Source organism: Allosalinactinospora lopnorensis, assembly GCF_000981225.1.
GTDB classification, from domain to species: domain Bacteria; phylum Actinomycetota; class Actinomycetes; order Streptosporangiales; family Streptosporangiaceae; genus Allosalinactinospora; species Allosalinactinospora lopnorensis.
On sequence record NZ_LAJC01000099.1, the window covers coordinates 1 to 13,754 of the forward strand.

At 69.4% G+C, this 13,754-nt stretch carries 13 protein-coding genes and 2 pseudogenes; 12 read left to right on the forward strand and 3 right to left on the reverse strand.

What is annotated here, in order from left to right; all coding sequences use genetic code 11:
* Positions 1–64 precede the first annotated feature (64 nt).
* Positions 65–475, reverse strand: a complete 411-nt coding sequence (locus VS93_RS24070) for a TOBE domain-containing protein (RefSeq protein ID WP_046472161.1) — start codon at positions 473–475, stop codon at positions 65–67.
* 131 nt (positions 476–606) lie between these two features.
* Positions 607–1,104: a ribonuclease E activity regulator RraA gene (gene rraA / locus VS93_RS24075; protein ID WP_046472151.1), complete on the reverse strand. Its 498-nt coding sequence runs from the start codon at positions 1,102–1,104 to the stop codon at positions 607–609.
* A gap of 164 nt (positions 1,105–1,268) precedes the next feature.
* Between rraA and hemL the strand changes: the two are divergent.
* From hemL to VS93_RS24095, 5 genes and pseudogenes are all read left to right on the forward strand, one after another.
* A pseudogene (hemL, locus tag VS93_RS24080) lies at positions 1,269–2,562 on the forward strand (glutamate-1-semialdehyde 2,1-aminomutase).
* An 82-nt stretch (positions 2,563–2,644) separates the two neighbouring features.
* The gene (locus VS93_RS24085) at positions 2,645–3,583 is read left to right on the forward strand and encodes a LysR family transcriptional regulator (RefSeq protein WP_046472152.1); all 939 of its coding nucleotides are present in this window, start codon (positions 2,645–2,647) and stop codon (positions 3,581–3,583) included.
* Between the two features lie 37 nt (positions 3,584–3,620).
* Positions 3,621–4,256 (forward strand): histidine phosphatase family protein, encoded by a 636-nt coding sequence (locus VS93_RS24090; protein WP_046472153.1) that lies wholly within the window; start codon positions 3,621–3,623, stop codon positions 4,254–4,256.
* Positions 4,257–4,439: 183 nt separating this feature from the next.
* On the forward strand, positions 4,440–4,538 hold the full coding sequence (locus tag VS93_RS28680; protein WP_017621272.1) for a 30S ribosomal protein bS22: 99 nt from the start codon (positions 4,440–4,442) through the stop codon (positions 4,536–4,538).
* A gap of 93 nt (positions 4,539–4,631) precedes the next feature.
* On the forward strand, positions 4,632–5,594 hold the full coding sequence (locus VS93_RS24095) for an NAD-dependent epimerase/dehydratase family protein (protein WP_046472154.1): 963 nt from the start codon (positions 4,632–4,634) through the stop codon (positions 5,592–5,594).
* 1 nt (position 5,595) lies between these two features.
* Here the strand turns inward: VS93_RS24095 and VS93_RS24100 are convergent, their stop codons facing one another.
* The gene (locus tag VS93_RS24100; protein WP_046472162.1) at positions 5,596–6,390 is read right to left on the reverse strand and encodes an HAD family hydrolase; all 795 of its coding nucleotides are present in this window, start codon (positions 6,388–6,390) and stop codon (positions 5,596–5,598) included.
* 379 nt (positions 6,391–6,769) lie between these two features.
* On the opposite strand from VS93_RS24100, the gene VS93_RS24105 reads away from it, so the two are divergent.
* From VS93_RS24105 to VS93_RS24135, 7 genes and pseudogenes are all read left to right on the forward strand, one after another.
* Positions 6,770–7,936: a putative quinol monooxygenase gene (locus VS93_RS24105; RefSeq protein WP_046472155.1), complete on the forward strand. Its 1,167-nt coding sequence runs from the start codon at positions 6,770–6,772 to the stop codon at positions 7,934–7,936.
* Between the two features lie 236 nt (positions 7,937–8,172).
* Complete coding sequence (locus tag VS93_RS24110; RefSeq protein WP_046472156.1) at positions 8,173–8,865, forward strand: LmeA family phospholipid-binding protein; 693 nt, start codon at positions 8,173–8,175, stop codon at positions 8,863–8,865.
* A gap of 143 nt (positions 8,866–9,008) precedes the next feature.
* Positions 9,009–9,346, forward strand: a pseudogene (locus VS93_RS24115) (TlpA family protein disulfide reductase).
* A 304-nt stretch (positions 9,347–9,650) separates the two neighbouring features.
* The gene (locus VS93_RS24120) at positions 9,651–10,082 is read left to right on the forward strand and encodes a DUF4395 domain-containing protein (RefSeq protein WP_046472157.1); all 432 of its coding nucleotides are present in this window, start codon (positions 9,651–9,653) and stop codon (positions 10,080–10,082) included.
* Positions 10,083–10,135: 53 nt separating this feature from the next.
* Positions 10,136–10,975, forward strand: coding sequence for a sulfurtransferase (locus tag VS93_RS24125; protein WP_046472158.1), 840 nt, complete (start codon positions 10,136–10,138; stop codon positions 10,973–10,975).
* Positions 10,972–11,280, forward strand: coding sequence for a DUF1416 domain-containing protein (locus VS93_RS24130; RefSeq protein WP_046472159.1), 309 nt, complete (start codon positions 10,972–10,974; stop codon positions 11,278–11,280). Before VS93_RS24125 ends, VS93_RS24130 begins: the two co-directional genes overlap by 4 nt.
* Positions 11,281–11,520: 240 nt before the next feature.
* Complete coding sequence (locus tag VS93_RS24135) at positions 11,521–13,539, forward strand: hypothetical protein (protein ID WP_046472160.1); 2,019 nt, start codon at positions 11,521–11,523, stop codon at positions 13,537–13,539.
* The last annotated feature ends 215 nt before the right edge of the window (positions 13,540–13,754 follow it).

Consider the following 13,754-nt stretch of genomic DNA (forward strand, 5'->3'; position numbering starts at 1 on the left):
GGCCGACGCGGCGGCGGCGCCGATGGCGGCCGCGGGGCCGGCGCGGTCGCGGCGCGGCCCGCTGTCAGGCATGACGGATCCCCGCGGAAGACTCGGTCTCCACGATGACATCGGTCGACTTCACGATCGCGGTCGCCAACGAGCCCACCTCCAGGCCCAGGTCGTCCACGGCCTCCCGGCTCATCAACGAGACCACGCGATGCGGTCCCGCCTGGATCTCCACATGCGCCATGACCTCGTCGCAGACCACGTTCGTCACGACTCCGCGGAACCGGTTGCGCGCCGAGGAGAACGCGCGGCCGGGATCATCGGCGGGCGCGGTCCGCATGAAGGCGGCGAGGGAGGCCCCCGCAACCCAACGGCGCCCCTGCCCGTCCCGTTCGGCGGCCAGCCGTCCTGAGGCGATCCACCGGCGCACCGTGTCTGGACTCACATCGACCAGCTCCGCTACCTCGCTGATCCGCAAAATCGGCACAAACGGACCATACAGCACGCAAGAGCGAAACCCCAGGGGGCAATCCTCTCGCATTTGCGGTTCACTCCATCGGCGCCGGCCTCAATGAGGCCGGGCCTTCCCCGCGCGGGGAAGACCCGGCCTCCGCGAGATCAGCGCCCAGGGAGGTCCAGTTTCTCGTCGCTGATGACGATGCCGTCCTGGTCGCTGTAGACCCACGCCTCGGGGGTGAAGAGGACGTTGCCGAACGCCACCGGGATGTCCAGGTAACCGGCGCCGGTCTTGCCGGACTTGCGGGGGTTGGAGCCCAGCGCCTTGATGCCGAGATCCAGTTTGCCGAGTTCGGCGACGTCGCGGACCCCGCCGTAGATGATGACGCCGGCCCATCCGTTGTCGAAGGCGGCCTTGGCGATCAGATCGCCCATCAGGGCCGTGCGCAGGGAGCCGCCGCCGTCGACCACCAGCACCCAGCCCTCGCCCGGTTGGTTCAGCTGCTCCTTGACCAGAGCGTTGTCCTCATGGCACTTGATCGTCGCGATCGGTCCGTGGAACATGTCGCGACCGCCGTACGTCCGGAACTGGGTCTCGCAGCTCGCGAGGATGTCCCCGTGCGCATCGATCAGATCGGCGGTGGCGAAGACCTCGGTCATGGGGGTCGGCTCTCTTTCTCTCGGGTGATGTGTCCACAAACCTACTGATCGCTGACCTACCACGTGTACAGGGCGTTCCTGTTCCCCTGCTCCCCCTTGGGGCGGCGGACCGGGCCGCCGGAGCGCGGGCGGCGCAGGTGCCGCACAGCTGCCAGACTGGTGCTGTGGGTACTCAAGAGACTTCCGCTGAGCTGTTCGAACGCGCCGGTGCCGTCATCCCGGGCGCGGTGAACTCCCCGGTCCGGGCGTTCGGGGCGGTGGGGGGACCCCGCCGTTCATGGCCTCGGGCGAAGGGCCCTACCTGACCGATGTCGACGGCAACACCTACGTCGATCTCGTCTGCTCGTGGGGACCGCTGATCCTCGGCCACGCGCACCCCGCCGTCGTCCAGGCCCTGGGCGAGGCCGCGCGCCGGGGAAGCTCCTACGGCGCCCCGATTCCCAGGGAGGTGGAGCTGGCCGAGGAGATCGTCGCGCGCACCTCCGTGGAGCAGGTGCGGCTGGTCAACTCCGGCACCGAGGCCACCATGTCGGCGATCCGGCTGGCGCGGGGGGCCACCGGGCGGGCCAAGGTGGTCAAGTTCGCCGGGAACTACCACGGGCACGTCGACGCGCTGCTGGCCTCGGCCGGGTCGGGTGTGGCCACGTTCGCGCTGCCGGACTCCCCGGGAGTGACCGGAGCGAGCGCCGCGGACACCCTGGTGCTGCCGTACAACGACATCGCGGCCGTGGAGCGCGTGTTCGCCGAGTCCGGTGACGACATCGCCTGCGTGATCGCCGAGGCCTGCCCGGCGAACATGGGAGTAGTCCCGCCGAAGGACGGCTTCAACGCCAAGCTGCGGGAGATCACCGCCGCGCACGGCGCACTGCTGGTTCTCGACGAGGTCCTGACGGGTTTCCGCGTCAGCCCGTCGGGCTGGTTCGGCCTGGACGGTGTCACCGCCGACCTCGTCACGTTTGGCAAAGTGATGGGGGGCGGCCTGCCCGCCGCGGCCTTCGGTGGCCGGGCCGACCTCATGGGGCACCTCACTCCGGCCGGTCCGGTGTACCAGGCGGGCACGCTTTCGGGGAATCCGCTGGCCACCGCCGCCGGCCTGGCCACACTGCGCAACGCGGCCCCTGAGGTGTACGCGCACATCGACCGGGTCTCAGCGCAGGTGTCGAAGGCGGTCGGCGAGGAGCTGAGCGCCGCCGGGGTCCCGCACCGCATCCAGCACGGCGGGAACCTGTTCACCGTGTTCTTCACCGAAGCCGAGGTCACCGATTTCGACGGTGCCCGCGCGCAGGACACCGGCCGGTTCGCCGCGTTCTTCCACGCGATGCTGGAACAGGGCGTCTACCTTCCGGCCGCGGCGTTCGAGGCATGGTTCTTCTCCGCCGCGCACGATGACGCGGCCATCGACCGTGTCATCTCGCGCTGCCGAAGGCGGCCCGCGCCGCCGCCGAGGCGGGAAGATGAGCCTGCTACACCGAGGCCGTCCAGACCAGATTCGCTACAAGATGCGCTGGCCGCGTGTTAAATTATTCTTTAATATAAGGGGATGCTTGACCTAGACCGGTTACGTGCGCTCAACGCGATCGCCGAATACGGATCGGTGAGCGCGGCGGCCGACATACTCGGTATCACCACATCAGCGGTTTCCCAGCAGATCGCGAAACTGGAGCGGGAGACGTCCGCCCGGCTGCTGGAGCGCAACGGGCGCGGCGTCCGGCTCACGGACGCCGCGTACGTGTTGGTCCAGCACTCCGAACGCATCCTCGCTCTCATCGCGGAGGCCGAAGCGGATCTGGAGGCGCAGCGGGGCACTGTCGCGGGCCGGATCAGCATCGCCGCGTTCGCCACGGCGGCCCGCGGTCTGATGCCCGGCGTGCTCTGCGATGTCGCCGAGCGGCACCCGGGGCTGAGTGTGCGGCTGCACGAGCTCGACCCCAAGTTCTCGCTGCCGCAGGTGATGCGGGGGGAATTCGACCTCGCCGTCGTGCACGACTGGGAGAACTCGCCGCTGCCCACCCCCGACGGTCTGGATCGGGAGCACCTCCTCAACGACCCCGCGGAGATCGCCCTCCCGATCGCGCATCCCCTGGCCGAGCGGGAGGCGCTGGCGTTCAGCGAACTGGCCGTGGAGAACTGGATCGGCGCCCCGCCCGGGGACATCTGCCACGCGTGGCTCCGCGACACCCTGCGCCGGAGCGGTGTGGAACCCAAAGTGGCGCACTACGCCCTGGAGTACCCGAGCCAGCTGGCCCTCGTCGCGGCGGGGCTCGGCATAGCCCTGCTTCCCCGGTTGGGGCGCGGCGTGATCCCGCCGGGAGTGGTCACCCGGCCCGTCCGCCCCGCGCTGAACCGCAGCATCTACGTCGTCTGGCGGAGCGAGGACGGCCGGCGTCCGGCCGTGCGCGCCATGGTGGACGCCCTGCATATCGCGGTCGATAGTTTGGAAGATGCACAGGCGGCGCTGACCTCGCCGAGTGCCTCCTAGCCGTCGAAGCGAGCCGGAAGGGAAACCATCCCCCACGATGACCACGACCACCGTCGTCCACCTTCTCAGGCATGGCGAAGTGCACAACCCCAAGCGGGTCCTCTACGGACGGCTGCCGGAGTACCACCTGAGCGAGAACGGGATCCGGATGGCCGAACTCGCCGCCGACTGGTTTTCGGGCAGGGACGTCGCGACGCTGTTCTCTTCGCCGCTGGACCGCACGTATGAGACCGCCCAGCCTCTGGAGAAGGAGTTCGGCCTCTCGGTCCGGTTGGACGAGCGGCTGATCGAAGCGGGCAACCGCTTCCAGGGGATGATCCTGACCTCGCGCTCGCTGACCAACCTCAAGGTGTTGCGGCGGATGTACAACCCGTTCCGGCCCTCGTGGGGCGAGCCCTACACCGAGATCGTCGATCGCATGGTCGACGTCATCAAGGATGTGCGCAAGGAGGCCTGGGGGCGCGAGGCCGTCTGCGTCAGCCACCAGCTGCCGATCTGGATGGCGCGCCGCACCGCCGAGCGCAAGCGGCTCTGGCACCGGCCCGACCGTCGGCAGTGCAACCTCGCCAGTGTGACCTCACTGACCTTCGAGGACCATAAGCTGGTCAGCGTCGGCTACAGCGAGCCGGCCGCGGAGCTGTATCCTTCGGGGCCCACTCCTCCCGGCGCGTGAATCAAGGTATTGCGCGAGAAGGTAGGCTGACACGTCGGGTGCGGCGTTTCGCGCGGGCACGGCTCGCGCGCTCCGGTCCCCACGGGTGGCCCGCCGCCGCATTCTCTACGGACGATGCCTGCGCCTGAGTGCGCACGGCCGGACGCCGTGTCTGTTTTTGGTCATCTGCGAAAGGGTGGACCCATGGGTTCCGTCATCAAGAAGCGCCGTAAGCGCATGGCGAAGAAGAAGCACCGCAAGCTCCTCAAGCGAACCCGGATCGCGCGCCGCAACAAGAAGTAGGCCCGCCTCTCCGCGGACGCGGAGCCGCCAGGCCGGGTCCCGGCGCGGAGGCACACCCCGTCTTTCATTCCCCTCTCAAGGAGGCGTGCGGTAATGGCTCGCGTTGTGCTCGTCACAGGGGTTTCCCGCTACCTCGGCTCCCGTGTCGCTGAAGGCCTGCAGGCCGATCCGGGTGTCGATCGGGTCATCGGAGTGGACTCGGAGCCGCCCCGGTACCCGTTCGGATCGGTCGAGTTCGCGTACGCGAACCTGTGCGACGGCAGTGTCGGCCAGGTGATCCGCGACTCCGGCGCCGACACGGTGCTGCATCTCGGTCTCGTGCCCGCACCTGAGGCCGCTGACGGCAAGGGCCCTCTGCAGGAGAGCAACGTCGTCGGGACGATGCAGCTGCTCGCCGCCTGCCAGCAGTCCGCGGCCGTCCGCCGTGTGGTGCTGCGTTCCAGCGCGGCGGTCGACGCCCGGGACGTCGTGGAGATGGAGGAGCACACACGCGGGCTGGCGCGGCGGCGCCCCGATCTGTCGATCGCTGTTCTGCGGTTCGCCAATCTCATCGGCCCGTCGGTGGAGACACCGCTGACGCGCTACCTCGGGTTACGGATCGTGCCCACGGTGAAGGGGTACGATCCGCGGATGCAGTTCATCCATGAGGACGACGGGGTAGAGGTCCTCCGCCGGATGGCCCTCGGCAGCGGCCAGGCTTTCAACGGTTTCTTCAACGTCGCCGCGCCAGGGGCCATGCCGCTGTCGCAGTGTCTGCACCGCGTCGGCCGTCCGGGAATCCCGGTCCCGGAGCGCGGACTCCGGGTCATCGGGAGCCTCGCGCGGCGGGGGAGGGGCCACTACTCCCCGGATCGCCTTCGCCGCCTCTGCTGCGGTCGGGTGCTCGAGACCGGAAAGGTGGAACGCACCCTGGACTGGGCGCCTGCCTACACGTCGCGGCAGGCGTTCGAGTCCTTCGCCGCCGGCCGCGGTTCGGAACGGTTCGAGGAGGCCGAGCCGCCCAGTCCCGTGGGCCCGGTCACCGCCCTGGCCGTGCGCGCGGCCGCGGGACGCTGAGTCACGGCCTCCTGCGGTGGCGCAGCAGGCCCACCGCGACACCTCCGACCGCCGCGCCGGCGACGGCCGCCGGTACCCCTACGCGCAGCGTCCTGCGGTGCCTGCGGAATTCGTGGATCGGCCAGCCGTTGGCCTCGGCGTGCTCGCGGAGTCCGTCGTCGGGGTTGACCGCGTTGGGGTAGCCCACCAGCGACAGCAGCGGCAGGTCGTTGCTGGAGTCGCTGTAGGCCGTACAGGCCGCCAGTTCCAGTCCCTCGCGTCTGGCCAGGGCGCGCACCGCCTCGGCCTTCGCCGGACCGTGCAGCATGTCGCCCACGAGGCGTCCCGTGTAGACCCCGTCCACGGTCTCGGCCACGGTGCCCAGCGCACCGGTGAGGCCCAGCCGCCGTTTGATGATGTCGGCGAGTTCCACGGGGGTCGCCGTGACCAGCCAGACGCGGTGGCCCGCGTCGAGATGGCGCTGGACCAGCCGGCGCGCGCCCTCCCAGATCCGGTCCGACATCGTGTCGTCGTAGATGTCCTCGCACAGCGACACCAGGTCCTGCACGTCGTGGCCCGCGACGAAGGCCAGGGCGGCCTCCCGCGCGGCGTGGATGTGCTCGCGCTGTTCGTACCCGCTGACGCGGAAGACCATCTGTCCCCAGGCGAAGCGGAGCAGGTCGCGGGTGGTGAACAAGTCGCGCGCGGCGAGTCCGCGGGCGAAGTGGTAGATCGAGGCCCCTCGCATGAGGGTGTTGTCCACGTCGAAGAACGCGGCAGCGGTCCCGGGGTGATCGTCCGGTCCGGTGTCGAACATGGCTTCGGCCGCGGCCGCGGCCGCTTCCCCTGCCACAGCAGCACGACCGCTGTCCTCGCGGCTGGCATCGCCCCACATGCCTCGAAGCCTATGACCGCCGTGTGAGGTTCCGGTGCACACCCGGCATCCGTGCTGCGGCGGGGAGCAGGACCGTGGGGTGCGCGGTGCCACCGAGGTGTTCAGCGCGTTCATGGCGAAGGCGTCGCTGAGGCCGGGAGGCCTCCGCTCGGCCGCGGGCGAACGGGAAAAACCCTCGGTGAGGTAACTCACACAAGAATTATGACAAACTACGCAATACTTCATAATCAGTGCAAGTCGGCGGCTGTGTAACCGCATCGCGGGTTACAACAGGGTGCGAGAGTGCAGCATTATTGTCGGGATGGTCGAGGTAGGACTGGCATTCGTCTGCGCACTCGTGGCCTGGAGCGCCACAGCCGCACTGATCGCTCATTACTCCCGGGATCCGCAGCCCTCCATGCTCGTGTGGGTGGTGTCCGGAGTCAGTGTCGCTGTCGCCCTCAGCGCTGCCTTCCCGGGGGCGCTACTGGACTTCTCCGGGATCACCTTCCGCGTCTTCCAGATCGGCATCGGCCTGCTCGGCCCGTTGCTAGCGGCATGGGGCGCGGTGGAGTACACGGTCACCTCCGCCAGGCTGCGCTTCGGCGCCCGGCTGGTCGTCGCCACTCTGACGACCGTGCCGCTGGTGATCCTCAGTGTCGACCGGTTGCGCGGGCAGTTCGAGAGCAGCTATCCGGCCATGGCCGACCACTACGACGTCATCCCCAAGAGCGTGCTCGGCCTGGTTCACATCCTGGTACTCCTGGTGATCCTCGGGTGTGTGATCGCCGTGCTGCGGCGGAGGCGGGAACACACGCGGCTCAGCGGGCACCAGGCGGCGGTTCTCGGGCTGATCGGGCTCGCGGCCCTGCTGGAGATCCTCGTCAGCCGGCTCGGCATGGGGGTTCTCGGCCAACTGGTGATAACAGGCGCCGTCGTCTCCCTCTGGACGGGCTGTCTCAAGGCTCAGCAGCCGCCGCAGTCAGGCCGCGGGAGGCGGGGCGGACGGCGCCGGAGCGACTTCGACGACGAGGTCGACGATGAGTTCGACGACGAGCCTTCCGAGGCGGAGGAGGACGACGTGTCCCGCAAGCGCCGTGCAGCGTCCGGCTTCGACGGTTACGGGGGCGAGTCGGCGCCTCAGGGGAGATCGTCGCGGCTGCGTGGAATCATCACCATCTACACGCTGGTCGAGGGGTACCAGGACACCTTCGACGAGCTGGTCGAGGAGATCGTCGAGGAGGTGACCCGGCGGGAACCCGACACCCTCCTGTTCGCGTGCCACACCGTGCCCAGCGCGCCGCTGCAGCGCATCATCTACGCGATCTACCGCGACCAGCTGGCCTATGAGGAACACGAGCAGCAGCCGCACATCATGGAGTTCGCACGCGAGACCCAGGGGTACGTGGTGGCGACCAATGTGATCGGGCTCGTACTCTCGGGCGCTTCGGTGACCGATAACCTCTCCTCGATGCTGATGCCGCGCTGAACGGCCGACGCCGGCCCCACGCGGAAAATGACGAGCCGGGGAGTCTCCTGGGAGAAGGCTTGGAGTCGGCTGGGAGAATCCCTGGGACGACGGTGTGAGGACAGGCGTGGAGTACCCTTCACACTGGTGCTGATCTCTGGGTGCCCCGATGCTGGAGGGCGCCGAGGCGGCGCGCCCTCTGAACCAAAGTGCCTGCGCGGTTCGCCGGGACTAAACGGGAGTGTGCTGAAAGCCCGATGCGAAAGATTCTGGTCCTTCTGATCTTCTTGCTGATCGTTCTGGTCGTCGCCGACCGCGGGCTGCACTACGCCGCGCAGAACGAGATCGCCAAGCGTGTGAGCCAGCAGTACGACATGGCCTCCGAACCCGAGGTCACGATCGCCGGAGTTCCGTTCCTCACACAGGCGGTCGGGGGTGAGTACTCCGAGATTCGCATCGTCACGGGCGCGGTCACCATCGGCGAGGTGCAGTTGGAGCGGGTGGACACCACCGCGCACGACGTCGACGCCCCCCTCGGCGACCTGCTGTCCGAACCGCAGGCCGTCGCCCGCACCGCTGACGCCGAGGTGATGTTGCCTTACAGCGAGCTGCAGAAGCAGCTTCCCGAGGGCGTCGTGATCGAGAACGAGGACGGCCGGCCCCGGGTGAGCGGCGATCTCGCGATCCTCGGGTTCAGTGTCGCGGTCTCCGCGGACCTGGAGGTCACGGCCGAGGGAGACTCCTTCGCGATCACGCCGTCCAACGTCGAGGTGGCGGAGTCCCCGGTCGACGTCAGCGCCGCGGTCGAGGAGAAGCTGACGACCTCCGCCCCTCTTCCGCAGTTGCCGTTCGATCTGCAGGTAACCGAAGTCGAGGCGCTGCCCAACGGCGTCCAGGTTTCCGCTGAGGCCGCCGACGTCGATCTGGTGAGCGGGACGCCCCAGGGGTAGCGTGCATGGAACCGGGGCAGTTCGCCGGCGGCGCGGTGGCCATCGCGACCCTACTCCTCGCCCTGCTGGTGGGGCTCGTTGGCCGGCGCGTCAACGGACGCTTCCGCTTCGAACCTTCGGTCGCGACGAACGGAGGGACCGAGATGGCCGACAACAGCGCCGGATCCGCGCTTACACCGGATGACCTCGGGAACGCGGGGTTCGGGGAGCGGGCCACCCTCGTGCAGTTCTCCTCGGCCTTCTGCCAGCCCTGCTGGGCCACCCGCCGAATCCTGGCCGACGTCGGCGAGATGGTCGAAGGCGTCGCGCACGTCGAGATCGACGCCGAGTCCCACCTGGACCTGGTACGGCGGCTGAACATCCTGCGCACTCCCACGGTCCTGGTGCTGGACGCCCAAGGGCGGATCGTCCGGCGGGCGAGCGGGCAGCCGCGCAAAGCGACGTGATCGCCGCTCTGGGCGATGCGGTCGGTGAGCGGTGATTCCGCTCATCAGGTGGCACAGTAGGTACGCGCGCGGATTCTCCAGTTTTCCGGTGGGGTTCCTCACTCGTGACATCCGCTCCGGCAGCCCGTACGATCAATAACGTGACTTCTCTGACAGAGGCGCTTTTGACGAAGCGGCGTACGGTCGACTTCTGCCGCGTTGCCACCGCGCTCTGTCTTGCCCGCTGTTAGAGCTCAGCGTCGTGGTGCCGTTCCGCCCTGCTTCCGGTATCCGGTAGCAGGTTTCACGCTGGCCTTCTTCGAGTCCTATCGCACCGCTCAGGCAGCCGGGGAATCCACAATGCAGGTCGACCCACGAGGACAGCGGTTCGCTGCCGCCGTCAGCACGCTCGTCCTTGCCGCAGTGCTGGTCAGCGGTAGCGCGGCGCTGCTGGCGGCCCAGGCACTGGTCTTCGCCGTTGCCGCTGCGGCCGGAGTCCGCTACTCGCCCTACGGGTTGGTCTACGCCGCCTTCGTGCGGCCGAGACTCGGTCCGCCACGGGAGCTGGAGGACGCCGCCCCGCCGCGGTTCGCGCAGGGGGTGGGCCTGGCCTTCGCCCTGCTCGGAGTGGTGGGGTACCTGTTCGTCGGCGTCTGGCTCGGGATCGCCGCCACCGCGCTCGCGCTCTTCGCGGCTTTTCTCAACGCGGCCTTCGGTTTCTGCCTGGGCTGCGAGATCTACCCGCTGATCCGCCGCCTGGGAGTTCCCCGGCGGGATCACACGACCGCGTAGCCGCCGCGGTAGACACAGACACCGCTGTCAGACAACAAAGCAAGGAGGTTCCCATGAGCCGCTCCGACGTCCTCGTGGATGCCGACTGGGTGGAGACCCACCTGAACGACCCCGGAGTCGTTCTCGTGGAGGTCGACGAAGACACATCGGCGTACGACAAGGGACACATCCCGAACGCCATCAAAATCGACTGGAAACAGGACCTCCAGGATCCGGTCCGCCGCGACTTCATCGACAAGACCGGTTTCGAGAGGCTGCTCTCCGAGCGCGGCATCTCCAACGACGACACCGTGGTCCTCTACGGGGGCAACAACAACTGGTTCGCCGCCTACGCCTACTGGTACTTCAAGCTCTACGGGCACCAGAACGTCAAACTGCTCGACGGCGGCCGCAAGAAGTGGGAGCTCGACTCCCGCGAACTGACCGACAAGGTGCCCGAGCGCGCCAAGACCAACTACGCCGCCCAGGAGCAGGACACCTCGATTCGCGCCTTCCGCGACGAGGTCGTCTCCGCCATCGGTGCGAAGGACCTGGTGGACGTGCGCTCGCCCGACGAGTTCGTCGGCAAGCTGCTCGCACCGGCGCATCTGCCCCAGGAGACCTCGCAGCGCCCGGGCCACATCCCCACGGCGCGCAACATCCCATGGGCCAAGACCGCCAACGAGGACGGCACGTTCAAGTCGGACGAGGAGCTGCGCGAGCTCTACACCGAGGCCGGTGTCGACCTGAACAAGGACATCATCGCCTACTGCCGTATCGGCGAGCGCTCGTCGCACACCTGGTTCGCGCTGCACGAGCTGCTTGAGCTGGACAACGTGAAGAACTACGACGGTTCGTGGACCGAGTACGGCTCGCTGGTCGGCGTGCCGGTCGAACTAGGGGAGGCCAAGTGAACGACAACGGTTGCGGGGCGCCCGTCGGCGGCGTTGCTCTCGCCGACGTGGACGCCGGTGACCAGGCGGTCATCCAGGGCACGGTACAGCGCGACGGGGCGCCGCTGAGCGGTGCCTACGCACGGCTGCTGAACGCCGACGGCGACTTCGTCGGCGAGGTCGCCACCGGAGAGGAGGGCACGTTCCGCTTCTTCGCCGCCGACGGCGACTGGAAGATCCGCGTCCTGGCCTCGAAGGGCTTTTCCGAGGAGTACTCGGTGCGCGCTGAGGTGGGCAAGGTCATCGACCTGCAGGTCAGCGCCTGACCGGAACGGGCCGACACGTTCAAGCGCCGGTGCCGGCGGGGCAAGCCCCGCCGGCACCGGCCTTTTCGTGCGGCGCCGGCCGACCGCCCCGGCGGCTCGCGCGCTACCGGCAGGGATGTCGGATCCCACCATTGCGGGGAAGGTGGTGACAACTCGGCTACTGCCTGACAACATTCCCACGTACCAGCGGACACTTGCCCGGGCCGCCCTTCTGGATCGCCGGGTAGGAGGTGCTACGAGGTGGTCGCCCCCCGACCAGGAGCCCAGAACAGCACGACCTACGTCGGCTGGCGCCATGCAGTCCTGGTTCCCGAGCCAGGCCCGCCGCCGCGGCGTCCCGCCCCCTCCGAACGGGAACGGGTCAGCGCTGAGTGGATCGCCACGCAGGAGCGGAGGGAGGCCCGCACCAACCGGCCGCTGAAGTACGCGCTGTACGCGCTGGCGGGCATCGCGGGACTGTGCACGCTGCTCTGGCCGGTGCGTATCCTGCCGGGCATCCTCGCCCTCGGCGGGGTTCTCGCCTGCCTGGCGGTCGCGCTGCCCGTACTGATCGCTCTGCTGCAGAGCCGCCAGGTGATGCGGGAGCGCGTGGCCGAGGAGGAACGGCGGCTCGCAGAAGAGCGCGCCGGCCAGGAACGCCTGCTCCGCGAGCTGCAGGAGGAGCACGCCCGGCGCTACGCCGAGTGGCAGGGACGCAAGCGCGCCTACGAGGCGCAGCCGCGCTGGTACGGGGTGACCGTCCCGGACGGGGCCGGGACGGTGCTGGTATCAGGGGGAACCGAGGCCGGGTGGTCGGCCGTCCTCACCACCATCGGCGCCTCGCGGCTGCGCGGCGGCGGCGATCTCACGGTCCTGGACCTGTCCGGCCGGGCGGTCGCGGGGGACCTCGTCTCCCTCACGGAGCACTGCGGTGTGACGTCGAGGAGCTGGGTGCTCCCCGCGGACCTGTCCCGGATACACCTCGGCACCAACCTCGGCGCCGGGCAGCGCGCCCGGATCCTCTCCTCCGCCGTCCGTGCTTTCGACCCCAAGGCCGACATCGATGCCGACCGGGCCCTGCTGCTCCGGCTCTTCGAGGTCGTCGGGGCCGACGCCGGTATCACCACGCTCATCGGAGGGCTGCGTGCCCTCGCCGACCCCAACGGCAGCGGAGCCGAGGATCCCGCCATGCGCGCGCTCACCGCGCACCAGCGCCGCGAGGTGCGCCGGCACTGCGGTAGGGAGGGGTCCGTCGCCGAGCGCGCCTGGGAGCTGGAACGCCACCTGGCGCCCTTCGAGGGAATCGGTTCCCGGGCAGGGAAAGAGCCCTACGCGCAGGTGAAGGTGATCTCCACGGACCGGGTGTCCGGGGAGGTCGCCGCGCGCGCCTACGGGACCTACACACTGGCCGCGCTGAGCGAGCTGCTGGACATGCGGACCGCGAGCGCGTCCGGCGATGCGGTGCCTTGGGCCCACACGGTCGCGGTCTGCGGGGCCGACGCCCTGCCGGTGCCGGAAGTGGACCGAATGATCCGCGCGGCGCGCGGTGCCGGGGCCGGCCTGGTCCTGATGTTCCGGGAGAACGGCGAGAACGAGGACGCGGTGACCCGGCTCGCCGAGGACTGCTTCCCCGTGGTGATGCGGCAGTCCGGCTCCCGGCCTGTGGCGCGTGTGCTGTCCCGGCTAACGGCGGGCGGCGCGGTGGCCGGAAGCGCGCCCGCGGCATCCGGCGGGGGCGAGGAAGGGGCGGGGGAGACGGCCGAGGCCGGTCGGGCCGCGCGGCATGCCCTGCGGTTGCACCGTCTTACCGAGGTCATCGGTGAGGCGGTGAGCGAGGCGGTGGTCGACGGCCACGACGAGGACGGGCCCGGAGATCCCGCGGAGGCGGACACGACCCCCGTTTCGGTCCGTCCCGCGGCGAGGGCCATCGCGCCGCTCGACCTCGTCCGGCATATCCGCTCGGCCACCAACTGGGGGCGCGCCACGACCCAGGCCGCCGAGATCGACACTCCGGGCGACAGCGGGGGCGTCCGCGACTTCCGGCTGGACGCGCACAGCCTGCGGACCCTGCCGGCCACCGCGATGATCGTGCCCGGGGACGGCGGCCTGGTGCTCGCCGACGTCAACCCGGGCATCCTCACGCTGCCGACCGCCACTCTCGGTACGGTCGAGGAGGCCCGCGACGGGCTCGCGGAGTTGGAGGAGCAGCCGGAGGCCGACGGCGACCCGCCGCCCAACCTCGGTCCGCCCCCGGAACGCCTGGACTGGCGGACGGTCTAGGCATCGCCCCAGAGCCCGAAGAGGATGGTCGACGATAGTGTCATCGTAGCGCTCACCAGCAATGCGGCGATCCGCGCCCAACGGTGCCGGGCGAGGAGCCGGCCGACCGCCGCGGCCGTGACGGGGACCAGGGCCCCGCGAGCAGGTCGGCGAGCGCGTAGTCGTGGTCCTGCCTGGTCGGCTCGCACTGGTACCGTCCGAGTTCGGTGAGTGTC